Raw genomic sequence first — 19434 nt, 5'->3', positions numbered from 1 at the left:
GTCCTTTCGGCTCATCCAACGGTGGCGTCCGGATCACGGCCGGCACATCCTCCAGCTTTGCACGCGCGGGCCGAAGCCCGGCGATAGGTGTCGCCCGTGTTAACCACCAGCGCACGTGGACTTCCTCCGCACCCTAAGCGGACTTTCCGTCAATCCCATGGACCTTCGAGTTCACGGCCACCGAGGTTCCGACACCCCAGCAGATGGCTGCCACGACCGCGGCAATAACCACCAACGTGGGCGGCAGCGGATCCAGGAAGAGCCCTGCGACAAGGGCGATCATTGAAACCACCATGACGTCGTACCCATGCGTGAAGTGCTGGATCATGGGACCTGTCGCATTCCCGAGTGTCGCAAGCAGCATCACCGACCCCCAGTCCAGGGGTGGCCGGTAGGCCAAGCGCACCGCGCCGGCGGCCAGTGAAGCTCCGGCGAGCGCACCCAAGCCCAGAAACACCGGCAGTGACGAGGCATCGACGGAAACCGCCCACGCCAACAGCGCAGCCAGCCCAACACCCCAGGGAACCAACAGCATTGCCGCCACCGCAGCATGGGTCTGCCGCATGGCACCGCGACCCAGCGGGATGATGGATTCGAGCGCCGGAACGTCGGAGGCCTGGGAGGCTGCCGCCGAAGCCGCCTTGGCTGCCACGCAGGAACCCACCAAAACCAGGGTCCCAAGGACCAGCGGCTGCCCGCCTTGGACGGCAAAGATCCCGGCCGCGGGGATTCCCCAACCAACCAGCAGGCCACGGCGAACCTTTGGCGCGCGCAGCAGTACCAAGGCATCGGCCCGGACCAGCGCGGAAAATGGGCCACGCACGAGGGACGCCGGGAGCATGCGTGAAAATGCATCGCCCCCTCGTTTGCGCATGCGCTCTCGCCGGGCTGCGCTTCGCCTGGTTTCGCGTTCCCCGGCCTGATCGATAGCGACCGACAAGGATTTGTCATCCATCAGCGCCAAGGCGGCACCGGCATGCGCGCTGGCGGCGCCCTTGGAAACCAGATCGCGGCTTGGGATGCGCTGAAGGTGTCCCCGTATGCCCATGGACGCAGCTGCGACAGTGGCCAGCAGGACCGCCGGAATCCACCAAGCCCCCTCCTGCACCGTGGCGGGAATGGCTGACGGCAACACCGCCCAGGTTTCCTCCAAGGAGCCGGTACCCGTGAGACGCAACAGGACATCGGCCCCGTAGGCAGCCGCAACGGCCAGGTAGAGGGCATTCACCACGCTATGGAACTGCGGTGCCCAGCCGCGGGTTTGCACCAGGGCCGCCAGCAACGACAGCAGCACAAAGAGCAACCCCAGACTCAGCGCCCCCAACAACACGCCCGCGGGACTTCCCTGCGAGAGACCTCCCAGCACCGAGCCATACCCGATGGGAAGCCACAAGAGCAGGCCGTAGAGGCAGGTGGCGATAAGCCGTTGGCGCAGCAGCCGCGAGAGGAACGGCGTCCGGTCCACGGGCAGGCCCAGCCACCAAAACCCCTGGGCACTGTCCACCGCCACCGGCCCCAGCCTGGACATCAGCGAAAGGCCGGCAAGCAGTCCCAGCAGAACCAGCGCGGAAGCCGCGGATTCACCGGGAACAACACCGATTCCGTCGCCGACCACCCCTCCTTCGGCACCCACCCGGAACGAGGCGGAAAACGCGTGTGCGATGCCTGCCGCGTAGGCCACGGCGATCCCCGCCGCGAGCATGGAAATGTAGGCATCCCCCATGCGCTCCCAGAAGTCTTCCCTGCGGATTTTCTTCTCCACGACCCGGTGCCGCTTCCACGGGTCGAAGTCGACAGGCACCCCGTCGGGCACGGCCACGGGGTCAGGCATGGGCGATCGCCGCCGCACCTTCGGCAACGGTGGACGCAATGACGCGCCCGTCGGAAACCACCAGGACGGAGTCGGCAACGCTTGAGAGGAATTCCGCGTCGTGGGTGACCACCAACATCGCTGTCCCGGAATCCACCTGCCGGCGCAGGCGCGAAGCCAACGCGGCACGCATCGTCGGGTCCAGCCGCTGTTCGGGCTCGTCCAGCACCAGCAGTTGGCACGGGCGCAGCAAGGCGGCCGCCAGAAGCAACCGCCGGCGCTGCCCGGAGGAGAGCCGCTTCGGAAGTTCTGTCCTGGCCGCGGCGAGGTCGAAGAATTCGAGTTCCCGGTCCACCGCGGCCTGCGGGTTGGCGACCGCATGCCCGCCGGCGATGAGCTGCAGGTGTTCCTCGACGCTGAGCGAGGGGAAGAAGGCGTCCTCGTCGAGGACCACCGAGACGGCCTTGCGGTAGATGAAGCTGGAGTCGTCGGTAAACGACCCCAGGATGACCGATTCCCCGCTCACGGGTTCCTGGTAGCCGACGAGGGTGCGCAGCAGCGTCGATTTGCCCGCGGCGTTGAACCCGACGATGCCCAGCGACTGGCCCGGCTCGACCAGCAGGCTGATGGGCCCACAGACGTCCTGCTGGCCGTATCCGGCCACCAGGTCGGTGGCCCTGAGCAATTCCCTCGAGGTGCTGTCCATATTCTCGAAGGTATCCCCAACCCGCGCCCGGGCCCTTCAGCACAATTGATGATTTTCGTCAGGCGACGCGGGTCCTCCACCGGAGGCAAAACCAAAAGGGGCGGCAGCATGCCCACCAGTGCTGTGGGTGTGCTGCCGCCCCGAGGCGTTGCCTGGCTATGCGGCCGCGGTTTCCTTCTGCCCCAGCGAGTAGCTTGGCTCGCGGCGCTTGAACCAGCGGATGACAAGTGCCGTCACGGGAACGAAGGCGAACTCGACAAGGGTCTTGTAGAGGAATCCGACAAGCACGTAGTTGATGAACGTTGGCACGTCGGCGATCCCGATGACCGACGCCGCGATGGAGCAGAAGATCAGGGTGTCTGCGAACTCGCCCACGCCCGTGGATCCCATCAAGCGTCCGACCAGGCCGCGTTCGCCGAAACGCTCCTTCATCTTCACCAGGACCAGGGAGTTCAGCGTCTGCCCGACCAGGAAGCCCAGCAGCGAGGCAAGCACGATGAGCCAGATCGGGCCGAGGGTGCGTTCAAGGGCTACCTGCCCGTCGTACCACTCGGCGGCGGGCAGCTCGATCATGATCCAGAAGCAGAGCGTGGAGAATGCCGCCAGCACAAAGGTCGTGATGATGGCCCTGCGTGCGACCTTGAATCCGTAGACCTCGGAAATGACGTCGCCCAGGATGTATGCCAGCGGAAAGAGGAAGAACCCTCCGTCGGTGACGATCGGACCGAAGGTGACGCCCTTGGTGGCACCGATATTGGAGAGGATCACGGTCACCGCCATCAGGGCCAGGACGGTGGAGAAATAGGGGCTTCCCGCAGCCGCGAAAACCGCGCGCGAAAGCTGTGGACGTTGTGATGTTGAGGCGGAGATTTCGCCCATGGTTATACCCAATCGAAGAAGTGGTTCGCCAAGTCACCCCCGGGCAGCATTCTCCCCCGCGATTCGAGCAACGATCGGCGGGTCGATTGCGGGCCTCAGGGAGCACTCGCTGTATTAGCACTTGAGGTTCAAGTATCCCACGGCGCTTTCCGGCGCCCACTGCGCTTTCCAGCCGCTGCGCGCAACTTTGGTCACGCTTGCCCCACTCGAACGTGATCCGGGCCACTAAATTCGCATGTTGAACATGTTCAAAAACCACTATGATGGTCTACATGCCTACTGATTCAAGGGCTCGCGTGGCTCAGCAAACCGCAAAGGGCGCCGAAACTCGCCAATTGCTGCTAAACACCGCACTGCGCCTCTTCGCGGAGGACGGCTTTTCCGGCACCACGATGCGCGCCATTGCAAGGGAATCCGGGCTTTCCTTGGGAAACGCGTACTACTACTTCGACTCAAAGGACGAGATCGTCCACGAGCTCTACCGGGGCCTGGCAGAGGAGCACCGGACAGCCACTTGGCCGCTGTTGGTCGAGGGCAACAACCTCGAGACGAATGTGCGCCTGGCGCTGGAGAAGAACCTCGAAATCCTGGCTCCGTTTCACGAGTTCGGGCCCTCGTTCATTCGCACGGCATTTTCCGGGCCGCAGGGCGAACCCGGGGACATCCACCGGTCGCAGGAGCTGGGGTTGTGGCGCCAGGTCGTGGCCGCTTCCCGACCGCTGCCCCCGCTGGCCATCAGGCAGGACCTTCCGCAGCTCCTCTGGCTGATCCAGCGCGGCGTTTTCCTGTTCTGGGCCCACGATTCATCCCCCGGGGCGAAACGCAGCTTCAGGTTGGTCAAGAACGTGGCACCTGTGGTGGCCCGCCTGACCGTTCTCTCGCGCATGCCGGTGGTCCGGACGATCCTTGATGACGTGCTGTCACTGGTGCGCACCGCGAACTAACCCGTGCGCACTTAGGGGGTGTGCCCGCGCCGGCGGGCGCCGCGACCTCGAGCCGATCCCGGGACTTCGGGCATGAGGCGTAGAGTCGGTCTTGACGACAGGCGGGGAAACCCTGAAATCGTATCCAGGGACCTCGGTTCGCTTCGGGGCCTTCGCCGGTTCCGCGGTTTGAGCAGATATCAGGAGGAGACGACAAATGCCATCCGAACACAAGAATCTTCCCAACTGGGTCCGCGAACTTGCGCCGCTGAAGGATCGCACGATCACCCACGAGAGCCCCTACGAACTGCACAGCGTGGGAACCACCAACGGCGACATCGAGGTCCTGCGCTGGTGGCCGACCAGCGACGAGGTTCCGTCCCTCGACAACCACCTGTCCGAAAGCGCCCAGGGACGGGCCGCCCACCTGACCTTGCTCGGAACCCCGGATCCAACCGTCGTCAGCGAACTGGAAACCCGCGGATGGAAGGCCCGGGGACACCACGTCCTGCTGGCGGCCACCACCGACGACGTCGAGCAGGTGGCCAGCATCCCGGAAACCGCAACGTTGTTCGAGGCCCCCATGGACGCATACGACGTCGTGGAAATCGCGGATTTCGATGCACCCGCCGGTCGCGGGCGCATCCGCTTCGCCGACGGTTTCGCACTGCTGAGCGAGCCCGAAATCATGGCCGCCACCGATGCGGAACAATTCCGGAACGCCGTCATCGCCAACCTGGCTGCATCGGCCTCGAGGCAGGGCCTGCCGTGGCTGTTCATGGTCGCGGAAGCCGACAATGCCGCAGGGACCCGCTCGCGTCGCGGTTCCGGCTGGTCCAACGCAACATTGATCACCACCTTCGCCCGCAACTGAACCCTGCTCGCCAGGGGATGGCGGCAGCTGCCGCGGATCCGGACGGATCCACGGATGAATTCGGCACCCGCGGATCGCCCTAAGCTTGAATCATGACTTCTGCCTCCAACGGGACCCGTCCCGCCATTACTTTGACCATCGCAGGCTCCGAGGCCACCGGCGGCGCCGGTGCGCAGGCCGACCTCAAGACCTTCCAGGAATTGGGCACCTACGGCATCACCGCCCTCACGTGCATCGTGTCGTTCGATCCCAAGGACAACTGGAACCACCGCTTCGTTCCAGTGGAAACCCAGGTCATCGCCGACCAGCTCGAGGCAATCCAGACCTGCTACGAGCAGGACCTCAAGACCGTCAAACTCGGCATGATGGGTTCCCCTGCGACCATCAACACCGTGGCCACCGCGCTGCGCAACCAGGATTGGGACAACATCGTCCTTGACCCCGTGTTGATCTGCAAGGGCCAGGAACCGGGCCACGCACTGGACACCGACGAGGCGCTCAAGGCCAACCTGCTGCCGCTGGCAACCTTCGTCACACCCAACCACTTCGAAGCCGAATCGCTCTCGGGCATCACCATCAACAACGTGGATGACCTGACCGCAGCCGCAAAGAAGATCCACGAACTCTCGGGTGCCGCAGTGCTGGCCAAGGGCGGCGTGCGCCTGTCCGGCAGCGAAGCCGTGGACGTTTACTACGACGGCGAGACCCTTGAGGTGCTGTCCGCACCCAAGGTCGGCGAGGTAGCAGTCTCGGGCGCCGGCTGCTCGCTTGCTGCGGCAATCACCGCCGAATTGGCCAAGGGCGCCACCCCGCTTGAAGCGGCGCGCAACGCCAAGGCCTTCGTCACCGAGGGCATCAAGAACCGGGTTTCCTCGGCCGCTCCGTTCGACGCCCTGTGGCAGGGTGGCGCACGCTAAATCCCGCGCCTCTAATCGAATACCCGGTTCCCCGGGAACCAATCGGCTTCGGCCTTTGGCGGTGGCCTCATTCAGAGAATGAGGCCACCGCTTCGTGTTTCCCCCAGTACGCACGGAACCGCCTGTCGCAGCCGGTGCCCTTGCCCGGTACCGCACGCGACGGGCAGCCCGCCCGGAGGGCGATTCCCCCAAGGAATGTGCCCCACCGCAGAGACTACTTATCAACTCCGATATTTTGCCCGCAGGATCCCTCCGCCGGTCTATCGGGTATGTACAAAAGTACATATTTCGAAAAGTTCTCAAACAACTCCTTGAGATATGGGCCAACTCACATAGGATTTCGCTAGTGACTTGCAGGCTCTCCGGCCACACGTCCCACTCATCACTCCCACTGGAATGAAGGAGCACCATGACCAACCCGCGTCGCCCCAAGATTGCGCGGACGATACTGGCATCGGCCACAGGGCTAGCCCTGGCCGTGACCATGTCCGTCCCCTCAATGGCGGCATTGCCCACTGCCGACCCGTCACCCGGGGGTGACGCCGCATCCCTTGGCGGTCTCACCACCGAAAACCTGAAGTCCCTCAAGGTCGCAGGTTCCCTGAAGAAGGCACAGGGAGAGGTGTCGGTCTTCGTCCAGTTCGAAGGCGAGGGCGCCTTCGAGGCCACCCAGCCCGCCGCCGCTGCAGAGTCGTCCAGCGCATTGGTCAAGGATCCCGCCAAGGTCAAAAAGATCCGCTCCGACATCAAGGCCAAGGGCAAGACCGTTGCCAAGGTCGCCGACGCCGAGGTCATCTACACGACCTCCAACTCGATCCCGGGCGTGGCGCTGCGCGGCGACGCCGAAGACCTTCGCGCACTCGCTGCCCGCAGCGACGTCAAGAAGATCACGGCCATCGTGCCCAAGACCCCTGACAACAAGAACGCCGACATCGACACCAAGGCGCTTGAAACCTGGAGCGCCCTGAAGCAGACGGGCAAGGGCGTCACCATTGCCGTGCTCGACACCGGCATCGACTACACCCATGCCGGGTTCGGCGGCCCCGGAACACTGGAAGGCTACGAGGCGGCGCAGTCCTCCTCGACGATTCCGGCCAAGGATTCGGGCCTGTACGACCCGAAGAAGTTCATCGGCGGATGGGACCTGGTCGGCGACGACTACAACGCCGATCCCCGCTCGCCGGGCTACCAGCCCGTCCCGAAGCCCGATGCGAACCCGCTTGACTGCTCCTCCGCCGGCCACGGTTCCCACGTTGCCGGATCGGCAGCCGGTTACGGCGTCAACGCCGACGGCAGCACCTTTAAAGGCGATTTCACCGGCCTGACCGCCGACGACGTTTCGGGCATGCGCATCGGACCGGGCAGCGCGCCGGAAGCCGCCTTGGTGGGCATCCGCGTTTTCGGCTGCGAAGGATCTTCCGACGTCGTCGGCCAGGCGCTCGACTACGTGCTGGACCCCAACAACGACGGCAACTTCGATGACCGTGCCCAGATCATCAACATGTCCCTGGGTTCGGACCAGTCCCCCGCCGATGATCCGGAAACCGACATCGTCAACTCGCTGGCCAAGCTCGGCATCCTCTCGGTGGTCTCCTCCGGAAACTCCGGGGACATCACCGATGTCGGTGGCGCCCCGGGCAACGCCCGCTCGGCCCTCACCGTGGCCAACTCGGTGGGCTCCAAGGTCACCCTCGACGGCATCACCGTCGAGGCACCGTCCGACGCCGCAGGCACCGCGGCCGGGCAGTACTCGTCCAACTTCAACTACGCCGCGGCGGACCCGGCCAAGCTCAGCGGCCAGGTGGTCATGGGCCCTGCGGGCAACCCGTTCGGCTGCTCCCCGTTCGCCCCCGGCTCGCTGGAGGGCAAGTGGGTCTGGCTCAAGTGGAGCGAGAACCAGGTCTTCCCGTGCGGTTCGGCAGTCCGCTTCAACAACGCGCAGGCCGCAGGCGCCACCGGCGTCATCCTCGACTCCGAGGTTTCGGTCTTCGAGGCCGGAATCGGTGGCAACACCACCCTCCCGGGCGCACAGTTCACCAAGGCATACTCGGATTCGCTGCGTCCGGCAGCCGAGGCGGGGACCCTGAAGGTCACGCTTGACCCGGCACTCGTGGGCACCGCGGCGGCCGAATCGGGGAAGGGCGACACCCTGAACTCAGGGTCTTCCCGTGGCGTCCACGGCTCGGAAGGCATCGTCAAGCCTGACGTTGCGGCTCCGGGCACCCTGATCGGCTCCGTCGGCGTCGGCACCGGCAACGGCCCGGCAGTCATGTCGGGCACCTCGATGGCCGCACCGCACGCGGCAGGCATCGCCGCCCTCGTGGCAGGCAGCGGCAAGTACAGCGCCTACGAGATCAAGTCGATCGTCATGAACACCGCCTCGGCGGATGTGCTGGCAGCCAACGGCAAGGCCTACGGCCCCAACCGCGTCGGCTCCGGCAGGGTCATCGCCTCCGCTGCAGTGGAGACCCCGGCCTACGCCTTCGCCACCGATGCACCGGACCTGACCTCGGTCGTCTTCGGAGTCATCGAACTGGACAAGAAGAAGTACAAGTCCACGAAGTCCATCACCGTTGTCAACAAGTCTTCCAAGACCCAGACCTACAACGTGAAGTACGTCCCGGCCACCGAGATCCCGGGTGCCAGCTACTCCTTGAGCGAGCGCAAGGTGACGCTCAAGGCCGGCAAGAGCACCAAGATCAAGGTGACGCTGAACATCGATTCCCGGAAGTTCGCAAAGACCCTGGACCCGACGATGGACCGCACCCAGCTGGGCGTCCCGCGCGCCTGGGTCAGCGATGTCTCGGGCCGCGTCGAATTGACCAGCTCCTCGGCACCGACGCTGCGCGTTCCCGTGCACGCCGCACCGAAGCTGGTCTCCGACATGGAAGTTGATGACGAGATCGAGTTCAAGAAGGGCGCAACCACCGCAAAGGTGGAGCTCGAGGGCAAGCACGTGCTGGCCGGCACGGGCGACTCCCGTGTCCTGTCGCTGGTCGCGGGCTTCGAGTTCGGTGCGGCATCCCCGCGCCAGGGCCAGGACCTTGACTCGACCCCGGGCGGTCGCGAGATGGACCTGCAGTACGTTGGTGCGGCCTCCACGGCCCCGACCAGCGGTGCCGCGGACGGCCTGGTGAACTTCGGCGTCAGCACCTGGGGCAACTGGGCGCACCTGGCCGGCGGAACCGAGATCGACATCGAGATCGACACGAACAACGACGGCCGCGCCGACTTCCTCGCGTACAACACCACGGCCGATGGCCTGGACCTGGACGTCGTGGCGACCTACGACCTGAGCACCGGCAAAATGGTTGACCAGCAGTTCCTCAACGGGCTGCCGGGCAGCGTCGATTCCAACACGTTCGACACCAACGTGGCCACCTTCCCGGTCTCGCTTGCGGCACTGGGCCTGAGCGGCTCCAGCGCCCCGATCAAGTACCGCGTGCTCACGTACTCGCAGTACAACACCGACGAGACCGGCGCGAACGTGCCGGTGGACGGAACCAAGTGGATCGGCTTCGACGCGATCGCCCCGGCCCTGTCCTTCGACGGCGACGGAACCGTGTTCGCCGACCTTGATGACACCAAGCTGACCGCCCGGTTGAAGGCAGGCACCAAGGAGGCCCAGGCATTGTTCCTGCACCTCCACAATGCCACCGGCGACCTCAGCGGCAAGAACAAGCACGCCACGGGCGACCGTGCCGAGCTGGTGAAGGTCGAGATCAGCAACAAGAAGTAGGTCCCCAGGGGACCTGGCCGGTGCGGGTGCAAACCCGCACCGGCAGCACGAATGCGGCGCGGCCGGATTCGCGGCGGAATCTTTCCGCAGCGGAGCCGGCCGCGCCTTTCGCGTTCCGCGCCGGCACCCTGGAGGCAACGCACGCGCTGGAACACCTGCGGGGATGGTCCCCGGAGGCCCTGTCGCAGCCGGGGCCTAGCCCTGCCGGTCAGCGTCCTTGGCGTTCAGGACCCTGAGGGCAGCCTGGTCGATCCGCCCGGCAAACCCCGGGTCCTTCGTGGCCTTGGCGGCCAGGGCCTCGGCCATCGTCGCGGTCTTGGCGGTGTCGACGCACAGCAGCATGGTTCCGCCGGCCTCGAAGAAGCGCACCGCCCGTTCCCCCACGCCCCAGGGCGAGAGCTGGTTTGCCTCGCACACGTCGTCGGACACGATGATGCCCTCGAACCCCAGGTCCTCCCGGAGCATGCCCTCCATGATGGCCGGGGAAAACGGTGCGATGTTCTTCGCGTCGATCCGCGAGTAGTAGGCGTTCGACACCATGACCCAGTCGTTCCCCGCCTCGATGGCGTCCCGGAACGGCAGCAGGTACGGGTCCTGCCGCGTCGTTTCGGTGTCCGTCACCCCGGAGGCGACATCGGTGTTTTGGGTGACCCGGCCCAGGCCGGGAAAGTGCTTGACGACCGGGTCGACGCCGGCCTCGAGCATTCCCGCGGAGAATGCCGACGACGAGTCCGAAACCGCTTGCGGGGTGAACCCGAATTGCCGGCCGAAATGGCCGATGGGCGCATTGGACGGCGCGAAAGCCGCACCCGGAACGGTGTCGGCAACCGGTGCCAGGTTGACGTTGATGCCGGCGCCGGCCAGCTGCCCGCCCCACGCTGTGGCCTTGGCCTTCAGCTCGTCCGGGTCCCAGCTACCCTGGACCTTCGCGGAGGGCATCGTGTCGAAACCGCTGCCCTTGAGCACCTGGACGAGGCCGCCCTCCTGGTCCGTGGCGACGTACGGGGCGATTGCTACGTCCTGGGACGCGGCAATCGTCTTTTTCACGCGGTCGACCTCGGCCTTGGTGGCTTTGGCGCCCTCGGTGCTGCGGCCCTTCAGGAAGACGTTCCCGAGGGAGTGCTCGGCGATCGCAGAGCGGTCCAGGGCACTGCTGCCGGTGGCCGGGAATCCCGCCATGAGGACCTGCCCGATCTTCTCCTCGAGGCTCATCCGCTGCAGCAGGGCCCGCGCGTTTCCGGGTGCCGGCGTTTCGCCGGTTCCGGACGCCGTTGCGGGTCCGGTCGGCACGGTGGGTGCAGGCGATCCGGCGGGCCCGGGCGACCCGCTTCCGGAGCCGGGAGCCTGGGACGCCCCGGGCTCCGGGGCCGGACTCGGGGTCTGTTCCGGGGGCATACCGGACGTGCAGCCCGACACCGCCAGACACGGGATGGCCAACCACAGCATCGCCCGGTGTTTTGCTGAAACCGTCCTGCTGAAACCCATCACTGCCTGTCTTCCGCTTGCATCCGTCTTCTTCCAGACTGCCAGATATTTGGCGGGATTGTTCCCCCGTGGTCGGGACCGGCGGGCAGGATCAGGCCCGTGCCACGGGAAGTTCCGCCCATTCGGTGGTGAATTTCGGCGAGGAGTACTCGCGCTTCATCGACCACTTCGGTTCCACGGCGAGTCCGCCGGACCCCAGCCCGATGGCCTTGTCCCCGAACTTCGCCTTGACCGCCCCCAGCACGTCGCCGACGTGGTGTGCCGGGGCATCGTCCTCGAAAATGCCGAATGCTTCCTGTCCCGGGTCCGGTTGGAGGCCGGAGAGCACGACGCCGCCACGCACGTAGGACGCCCCGGGGCTCATGATCTCGCGCATTGCCGCGCTGGCCAACCGGGTCAGCAGGATGGGGTCCTGGGTGGGCCGGGGCAGCTTGAGCGTCACCGAAGGGAAGGAGGCCTCGCCCGCGGCGAACCGGCTGGTTCCGGCCGTGACAGTGAGCAGCGTCGCCCACAACCCGTCGCCCATCAGCCGGGCCGCGCCGCGCTGGGCGTAGACCGACATGACTTCCTGCATGGCGTCCAGGGTGGTCACCGGGCTCGAGAACGAGCGCGAGTACATGACCTGCTGCTTGTCCGCGCGTTCCTCGTGGTGGGCGATGCACGGGGTGCCGTTCAGCTCCAGCACGGTGCGCTGAAGGACCACAGAGAACTTCTTGCGGATGGCGGCGGGATCGGCCCGCTTGAGGTCTGCGATGCTGTTGATGCCCAGGCCCGCCAGCTTGGTGCCGGTCTTCCCGCCCACGCCCCACAGGTCCGTCACCGGTACCCGGGACTGGATCCGCTCGACCACTTCCGGGTCCATGGAGTCCATCGAACAGACGCCGCTCAGGTGGGCGTTGTGCTTGGCCACGTGGTTGGCGAACTTGGCCAGCGTCTTGGTCGGTGCAACCCCCACGCACACCGGCACGCCGACGCTGCGGCCCACGGTGGCCCGGATGCGTGTGGCCAGTTCCCCGAGCTGGTCGGGACTGCCCTGCACGCCGAGGAAGGACTCGTCGATGGAGTACACCTCCTGCCAGGTGCCGAAACGCGAGAGCACCTCCATGACGCGGGCGCTCATGTCCCCGTAGAGCTCGTAGTTGCTGGAGCGGGCGACCATGCCGTGGCTGCGCATGAACTGCTTGACCTGGAAGAACGGTGCCCCGGTGGTGATGCCCAGGTCCTTGGCTTCCTGCGAGCGCGCCACCACGCAGCCGTCGTTGTTGGAGAGCACGACGACGGGGCGCCCGGCGAGCGCGGGGTCGAAGACGCGTTCGCAGGACACGTAGAAGTTGTTCACGTCGATCAGCGCGATGCGTTCGGGGCTCATGGAAGCCGCGATCCGCGGCCGGCCGTGCGCTGGAAGGGGGGTCGACATCCGCGGGCCTTCCGTTGGTGGGCAGGGACTCAAGCTTAACGGAGACGCCTCACGGGTTGCCCTCCGGGTGCCCGCCGCGGGTGCGGTTCAGCTTGCAGCGGTGGCCTGCGTCCCGAGGCCCACGGTTCCGGCATCGCCGTCCACGGTGATCATGTCCCCGGTGCGGATCCGCCGGGTTGCGACGCCGGTTCCCAGCACCGCGGGGATCCCGTATTCCCTGGCCACGATCGAGCTGTGGCTCAACGGTCCCCCGACGTCCGTGACCACCGCGGCGGCCATCGCAAAGAGGGGCGTCCAGGCCGGGGTGGTCATCCGGGCCACCAGCACTTCCCCGGGTTGCATCGTGGCGAAATCCTCCGGCCCGGCAAGCACCCGGGCCGGGGCGCGCACCGTCCCGAGGCTGGCACCCACCCCCTTGATCACGTCCCCGGTCTGCGTCTGCAGCCCGGCGGGCATCATCCCGGACAGCGCCTTGTCCGCCCAGCGGTAGGCCGGAAGCATCTGCGGGGCATCGGCCCGGCGTTGGGCTTTCCACAGGGCCCGGCGTTCGGCCACGGCGCCGGCCCGCACGGGGCCCGTCGTGCCGGTGATCCTGACCGGTGCGGGTGCGTCGCCGTCGGCTGCCGGGTCGGCCAGGCCGAAGCCGGCGGCGGCACGCAGCTCGCTGCCCCGCAGCCAAAAGACGTCCTCGGCCGAGCCCACGACACCTGCCGCAGTGAGGCGCTCCCCCAGTTCCAGGAGCATGGCCCGCAGCAGCGGCCAGGCCAAGCCGATGTCCCAGAGTGCGTCCTCGCGCATCGGCGCCGCCTTTTGCGCCCAGGCGAGCAGGCGCCTGAACGTGCGGGCCTTGCGTCCCGCAAGCCGGGCAGCAATCCGCGCGGTGCCCTCCTCGCGGCGCAGTGCCGAGTTTCGCTGGCGTTCGTGCGGGTTCCCGCCCTCGCCGCGCAGGTTGAATTTCAGGGTCTCCAGCAGCTGGGCGGGGGAATCGGCGGGCACTGGCGTCGCGAAGTCGAGGTTGTAGACAGTGTGCCCGAATCGTTGCAGGTGGGCACGGAAGCGCTCGAGGAACTCGGCGCGTTCGGCATCGGGCGACGGTTCACCCTCGTGTGCGCCGGGTTCCAGTACCTCGCCGGCGAGCGCCACGCTGTCCGTGGCCAGCAGGCGCTCGGCAAGGCCGGGCCGGCCCCGGGCCCAGGCGGCGAGGTCGTACAGCGAGTACTCCGCCCGGATCGGTTCGCTCTCGAATCCCAGCAGGAAGGTGTCGGCCGCGGGGTCCCCCGGGGCCCGGACCAGCTTGCCGTAGAACGCCCGGAAGGCGATCTCGCTCGCCGCGGACACCGGCACCACGGACTGCACCGCGGTGTAGTAGCGGGTCCCGGCGTCGAGCAACTCGATGGCAGCCCCCAGCAGCTCCTCTCCTGGCAGCGACTTCCAGTCCCGCGCTGCCCAAGCCTCGATGGCGGCTCGGTACGCGGGGTGGGACACGTTCTTCCAGCCCTCGAGCCCCATTCCCGCCCGCGCGCGACCCAACCTGGCCACGGCCAGCGGGGAGATTGCGAGCACCCGGAGGAACCCGGAGTTCCGGTAGAAGTAGTAGGCGTAGCCGTTCACCGTGGGCAATCCGATGTCCCCCTCCCGTATGACATTCCGGCCGAATGCCGTGGACATCAAGGACCCCAGGGATGCTGTCACGGACGGGTCGATCAGGTCGGCGAAGAGCGGGGTCAACGGGTCGGGCAGCTGCTCCACGATGCTGGCACGGAAGTAGAGTCCATGCTCGTGCGGAAGCGGCCAGGTCTCCGGCACGGCGATCCCGGCATCGGGCAATGCGGTGGCGGGGCGGGCCTGGAGGATGCGGAACACGCCGCCAGAGCGGGCCCATTCGATGTCCTGCGGGACCCCGAAGTGCCGTGCGATCCTCAGCCCCAGCACCGCCAGCCGTTGCGCTTCGCCGGTGCCCAGCACGGCCCGGTGACGCAGTTCTTCGGGAACGGCAACCTGCTTTGTCCGGTTGCCCGCGTTCACCGTCATCGTGTCCTTGGCGGCGATGCTGCTGGAGAGGACCTTCAAGGTCCCGGCATCCACTATCAGGTCGTCCGTGCTGACCAGGCCACCCACCACGGACTCCCCCAGCCCCCAGGCAGCGCCGATGGCCACTTCTCCCCGGTTGCCGGTGGCGGGGTTGGCCGTGAACATGACACCCGCGGCATCGGTGTCGACCATCTCCTGGATGACAACAGCCAGGGCGACATCCCTCGGTGAGATGCCCGCCCGCGCCCGGTAGGACATCGCCCGCTCGGTCCACAGCGATGCCCAGCAATCCTGGACGGCAACCACCAGCTCATCGGCGCCCACGACGTTCAGGTAGGTGTCCTGCTGGCCAGCGAAACTGGCTTCCGCCAGGTCCTCGGCCGTCGCGGAGGACCTGACCGCTACCGGAATCCCGGCCCCGGCCCCGGCGCCCATGAGCCTGTAGGCCTCGCGCACTTCCCAATCCATCTCCGCCGGGAGCGTGCCTGCGGAGAACAACCCGGCAATGGCCCCGGCGGAATTTGCGCCTTCACCAGGCAGCGTTGCGGCGAGCTCCAGGATCCTCTCTTCGAGGCCGTTCGCGGCGATGAAGGCCGTGTAGGCGTCGGTGGTGAGCACGTACCCGCGCGGCACCGGGAATCCCGCTGAGATGAGTTCGCCGAGGTTCGCCGCTTTTCCGCCGGCCAGATCGAGGTCCGATGCCCCGACGGTGTCCAGGTTCCTGACGTAGCGCATCCCGTATGCCCCTCTCGCGTTCCTCCTGTTGCCGCCGTCGCCCCGTGCGGCTGCTTGAAGTCTTGCACCGGGCGCGCACCGTGGCTAGGCGCATGGCGCCGGTTCACGGAATATTGCCGGGCACCGCCGCCGCTGCCGGATCGGTGCCACCGGTGGCCGGCGATGGGGGCGAGCTATGCCTCCGGGCCCTGTACGGCAGCGACCTGTTCGTAGTGCTCCACGGTGGGGAACGGCGAGTAGAAACGGTGCAACAGCCCGCGCCATTCCTGGTATTCGGCGGATCCCCGGAACCCCTGGGTGTGGTCTTCCAGGGTTCGCCATTCGACCAACAGCAGGTAGGTCGAGGGGCTCTCCATGGATCGCGAAAGAGTGAGCCCCTGAAAACCGGGCATGGACGAAATGATGGATTTCGCCTTGCCGAAGGCCATCTCGAATTCGCCTTCCAGACCCGGCCTGACCGGGAGCAACGCATGTTCTGTGATCATTCGGCCATTCTCCCCCGACACATCGGATCCGCCGCAATGTTCGGTGGACTCCGGACCATGGATAGGATGACCCCGGCAGTGAAACCGAAGTGGAATGACCTTCATTCCAGGCAGGAAGAATCAATGGTGGGTCCCGGGGATGACGCGGCACATGATTTTCGGGTGGTTTCATGGGAAGCGCTCACCGACCCCGTCAGCCGGCGCGAAGTCCGCGCCTACCTCCGGAACCAGCCGCGCATCCGCCGTTCCTCCTACATGTCGTGGTTTGAGATCAGCTGGGTTGCAACCATGTGTCTCGCCGTGGCCACACTGATCTTCTCCCTCGCCGCGGACGATGCCCAGGAAGCCGCTCGATCCGCGGTGTTGCAGGCCGCCTGCGCCGCCGTCGTCATGGTCATGGCGGTCTGGACCTACTTCCACCGCCGCAAGCCACACTTGGATTCCATCCGGCTTGCCCGTTTTGCGGCAGCGAATGGATTCACCTACTTGTTCGAAAACAAGGCCCCTGCCTTTCCTGCCACCGGGTTCGGCAATGGCCGCGACGGAATGACCTACGACGTGATCACGCGTGGGCCGCGGCAGGAGCTGGAGATCGGCAGCTACCGCGCATTGGTCGGCTCGGGTGACAATACCCGGACCCATACCTGGAGATACGCGCAGGTGCGCCTGCGTTCCGCACTGCCGCATATCGTTCTCGATGCCAAGGCCAACGGCTCGAATCTCCAGGAGGATTTCGTGCGTCGCGGACAGAAGCTGGACCTCGGAGGGAACTTAGGCAAGAACTTCGCCGTGTACTGCCCGACGGGCTATGAGGACGACGTACGGCGGCTCTTCACTCCGGAAACCTGCAGGCACCTCGCCGCGGAACTGCGCTCGTGGGACCTGGAAATTGTCGATGACCGGTTGTTCCTCTTTTCCGGCGCCCGCGCCGCGCAAGCCCCTTCCGCAGTTCGCGGCCTGTTGGAGGGTGTCACCGTGCTCGAGCGCTACGTGGAGGAGTGGGGCAGGTGGAGGGATCCACGACTAACGGCCACAACCGGCCCCTTCACGACGACAGCCAACGAGGCCATCCCCGGGATGCCGGCTGTGGCTCCGCAGGGGCGCAGGCTCAAATCCCGCATGGGTTGGGGGCCATGGATCATTCTTGCCATGTCGGCTGCCGGAATCGTGCTGGGCATACTCAAGTCCCTGGGTATCGTCGAATACTGAAAGCGGTCGACCGGCGATTCCGTCCTAGGCGTCGGGAAACCTTCCGGCCGGAAAAACACCGGTTACACGTGGTGCAGGCAGCGCGTGACGACACCCCAAATACTGGTTTCCTCAAGGACCGCTTCGGCGTCGGCTGCCGATTGCTCGTCGCTGCACAGCACCATGGAACCCTGGTGAAGGACCAGGCGCCGGATGACGAGTTCTCCCTCGTGGATCGCGATAACCACCGACCCGTCCTTGGGCGTCAGCGAGCGGTCCACGATGACCTCGTCCCCGTGGGTGATGCCCGCCGAAGCCATGGAGTTGCCTGAGACGCGCATCAGGAATGTCGAGGTGCGGTCGCGAATCAACAAGCGGTTCAGGTCGATGCCGCCGTTGTAGTAGTCGCGGGCTGGCGAAGGGAAGCCCATCGCCTCGACGGCGCCGACGGGCCCCTGCGAGTCGGGGCCGGGCGAAGGAGGTTGCGGCAAGTTGATCCCGAACACCACCGCACCTCCTAGAACACAGATTCGACCATCAGCCTAGCAGTGCTGCTATGCCAGCGTTACCCGTTGGCGTCGGCTCGGCCGCCCTCCAACGCGTTTGCGTCCTGTGCATCCTCCGGAATGCCTGCTTCACCGCTTCTGCGGATGGCCGCACGTAGCCACCACACCATGAGCAGGACACCCACCAGGAGTGTCCAGACCCAGGCCGGGACGAAGGAATCGATCCACTGGGCCGAGCTTTCCATGAAGGCGGTCCAGCTGGCGGGGAGCAGCTCGGGGACGGAGGCCATGCCGTTGGTGAAGATCATGAGGCAGCCGACAATAATTGTCACGGCGCCGATCAGCAGCGACGTGGTGTGGAATGTCAGCGGCCCGACAGAGAACCTGCGCCCGCGCATCCAGCGCACGGATCCGTGCCCGGTCTTGCGGATCAGCAAGGCGATGAGCAGGATCGGGATGACCATTCCCACCCCGTAGAGCCCCAGCAGCAGGCCCCCGCGGGCGGGACTTGCCGAGGTCAACGCGAGGGTCAGGATGGCGCCGAGCACCGGGCCGGTGCAGAACCCCGCAATGCCGGACACCGCGCCGAGGGCAAAGGTGCCGACCAGCGACCCGGCCGCCGGTGCCGGCCTGCCGCCGGGGATGAACCGGGAAAAATCGAACCCTCCGCCCAGCGCCGTGACAAGGCCCAAGCCGATCAGCACCCATCCGGCGCCGGTCAGCAGGACGCCGCGGTCGATGCTCAGCGTTCCGCCCAGCCAGCCCAGCCCCAAGCCCAACGGCACCAGGGTGACGAGCAGGCCCGTCAGGAAGACCGCCCCGAGGCTTAGAAGCCTGGCGCGCGACGCGGCGATGTTGGCAAAGAAGGCAGGCAGCAGCAGGGCGTTGCACGGGCTGAACACCCCGAGCATCCCGCCGACAACCGCGTAGGCAAACCCGACCTCCATGCGTTCGGCCTTCCCCTAGCCGGCGAGTTCGGCGTCGATGGCCTGGATGAACACCTCAAGCGGCTGCGCCCCCACCACGGGTGTGCCGTTGATGATGAACGTCGGGGTTCCGGTGACGCCGAGGTTCTTGGCCTCGTCGTGGTTCTTCTGGACCAAAGCGGAAGTTTCCTCCGATGCGGCATCTGCCACGAGCTGCTTGTGATCGACACCGATCTTCGCGGCGAGTTCCTTGACGCCCTCGGCGGAGAAGTCAGCATTCTTGGCCGTGGCCCCGTCCGCGAAGATCGCGTCGTGGAATTCCTGGTACTTGCCCTGCTTGCCCGCTGCGACAGCGAGCTCGGCGCTCTGGCGCGAGTTCTCGCCGAAGAACATGATGTCCCGGTACTCGATGCGCAGCTTGCCCGAGTCCACGTACTTCTGCACGATCGTCGGCAGGGAATCCGCTGCCCACTTGGCACAGTAGCCGCACTGGAAATCGGAGTAGGTGACCATGGTGACCGGGGCGTCGACGGCTCCGACGGCTGTCGGGTCGTTGGCCTCGCGGCGTTCGACATTGATCTTCTGTTGCGCGGCCCCTGCGTCCTGCGTTTTTTCGGGTGCCGGCGCGGTGGCCGACGGCGCCGCGGCCACGGAGTCCCCCGGGGTGGGGATCTGCATGCCGATGATGATGCCGATCAGCAACGCCACGGGGATCGGCATGATCCAGAACCAGGGCAGCTTGGGCTTGGCTGGTGTTTTGGTTGCTTCTGACATCACAGAGACGCAGGGTCCTTCCATCGGGGCATTCCCCGC

15 protein-coding genes are annotated in these 19434 nt (G+C 66.3%); 5 read left to right on the top strand and 10 right to left on the bottom strand.

From position 1 onward, the window contains the following. Positions 1–133 precede the first annotated feature (133 nt). The 3 genes from ACSYDW_RS15990 to ACSYDW_RS15980 form a co-directional block, all read right to left on the bottom strand. Complete coding sequence (locus tag ACSYDW_RS15990) at positions 134–1831, bottom strand: DUF6297 family protein (RefSeq protein ID WP_438339721.1); 1698 nt, start codon at positions 1829–1831, stop codon at positions 134–136. After that, positions 1824–2516, bottom strand: a complete 693-nt coding sequence (locus tag ACSYDW_RS15985; protein WP_438339720.1) for an ABC transporter ATP-binding protein — start codon at positions 2514–2516, stop codon at positions 1824–1826. Before ACSYDW_RS15985 ends, ACSYDW_RS15990 begins: the two co-directional genes overlap by 8 nt. Positions 2517–2672: 156 nt before the next feature. Continuing rightward, on the bottom strand, positions 2673–3395 hold the full coding sequence (locus ACSYDW_RS15980) for a queuosine precursor transporter (RefSeq protein WP_438339719.1): 723 nt from the start codon (positions 3393–3395) through the stop codon (positions 2673–2675). 296 nt (positions 3396–3691) lie between these two features. Here ACSYDW_RS15980 and ACSYDW_RS15975 point away from each other — a divergent pair, with 296 nt between their 5' ends. The 4 genes from ACSYDW_RS15975 to ACSYDW_RS15960 all read left to right on the top strand — a co-directional run bounded on the left by ACSYDW_RS15975 (position 3692) and on the right by ACSYDW_RS15960 (position 9848). Beyond that, positions 3692–4339: a TetR/AcrR family transcriptional regulator gene (locus ACSYDW_RS15975; RefSeq protein ID WP_438339718.1), complete on the top strand. Its 648-nt coding sequence runs from the start codon at positions 3692–3694 to the stop codon at positions 4337–4339. A 196-nt stretch (positions 4340–4535) separates the two neighbouring features. Then, entirely contained in the window at positions 4536–5192 is a 657-nt protein-coding gene (locus ACSYDW_RS15970) for a hypothetical protein (RefSeq protein WP_438339717.1), read from the top strand. A gap of 92 nt (positions 5193–5284) precedes the next feature. After that, on the top strand, positions 5285–6109 hold the full coding sequence (thiD, locus tag ACSYDW_RS15965; protein WP_438339716.1) for a bifunctional hydroxymethylpyrimidine kinase/phosphomethylpyrimidine kinase: 825 nt from the start codon (positions 5285–5287) through the stop codon (positions 6107–6109). A gap of 409 nt (positions 6110–6518) precedes the next feature. Beyond that, positions 6519–9848 carry a S8 family serine peptidase gene (locus ACSYDW_RS15960; protein WP_438339715.1) on the top strand — a complete coding sequence of 1110 codons (3330 nt, stop codon included), beginning with the start codon at positions 6519–6521 and terminating at the stop codon, positions 9846–9848. A 195-nt stretch (positions 9849–10043) separates the two neighbouring features. On the opposite strand, the gene ACSYDW_RS15955 is transcribed toward ACSYDW_RS15960, so the two are convergent. From ACSYDW_RS15955 to ACSYDW_RS15940, 4 genes are all read right to left on the bottom strand, one after another. Then, positions 10044–11138, bottom strand: coding sequence for a glycoside hydrolase family 3 N-terminal domain-containing protein (locus ACSYDW_RS15955; protein ID WP_438339714.1), 1095 nt, complete (start codon positions 11136–11138; stop codon positions 10044–10046). Positions 11139–11424: 286 nt separating this feature from the next. Then, a complete protein-coding gene (locus ACSYDW_RS15950) occupies positions 11425–12702 on the bottom strand; it encodes a Y-family DNA polymerase (protein ID WP_438339713.1) in 1278 nt (425 codons plus the stop codon). Positions 12703–12837: 135 nt separating this feature from the next. After that, complete coding sequence (locus ACSYDW_RS15945) at positions 12838–15516, bottom strand: PEP/pyruvate-binding domain-containing protein (RefSeq protein WP_438339712.1); 2679 nt, start codon at positions 15514–15516, stop codon at positions 12838–12840. A gap of 173 nt (positions 15517–15689) precedes the next feature. After that, complete coding sequence (locus ACSYDW_RS15940; protein WP_438339711.1) at positions 15690–16001, bottom strand: antibiotic biosynthesis monooxygenase family protein; 312 nt, start codon at positions 15999–16001, stop codon at positions 15690–15692. 162 nt (positions 16002–16163) lie between these two features. Here ACSYDW_RS15940 and ACSYDW_RS15935 point away from each other — a divergent pair, with 162 nt between their 5' ends. Continuing rightward, the gene (locus ACSYDW_RS15935) at positions 16164–17210 is read left to right on the top strand and encodes a hypothetical protein (RefSeq protein WP_438339710.1); all 1047 of its coding nucleotides are present in this window, start codon (positions 16164–16166) and stop codon (positions 17208–17210) included. Positions 17211–17272: 62 nt separating this feature from the next. On the opposite strand, the gene ACSYDW_RS15930 is transcribed toward ACSYDW_RS15935, so the two are convergent. From ACSYDW_RS15930 to ACSYDW_RS15920, 3 genes are all read right to left on the bottom strand, one after another. After that, positions 17273–17620 carry a LexA family protein gene (locus ACSYDW_RS15930; protein ID WP_438339790.1) on the bottom strand — a complete coding sequence of 116 codons (348 nt, stop codon included), beginning with the start codon at positions 17618–17620 and terminating at the stop codon, positions 17273–17275. A 134-nt stretch (positions 17621–17754) separates the two neighbouring features. Next, positions 17755–18642 (bottom strand): cytochrome c biogenesis CcdA family protein, encoded by an 888-nt coding sequence (locus ACSYDW_RS15925; RefSeq protein ID WP_438339709.1) that lies wholly within the window; start codon positions 18640–18642, stop codon positions 17755–17757. Positions 18643–18657: 15 nt separating this feature from the next. Then, a complete protein-coding gene (locus ACSYDW_RS15920; protein WP_438339708.1) occupies positions 18658–19395 on the bottom strand; it encodes a DsbA family protein in 738 nt (245 codons plus the stop codon). Positions 19396–19434: the final 39 nt, after the last annotated feature.

The sequence above is a fragment of the Paeniglutamicibacter selenitireducens genome (assembly GCF_051550675.1).
In the GTDB taxonomy this organism is placed as follows: Bacteria; Actinomycetota; Actinomycetes; order Actinomycetales; family Micrococcaceae; genus Paeniglutamicibacter.
Note: the sequence above shows the minus strand (reverse complement) of the source record. Positions and strands in the feature narration are given on the sequence as shown.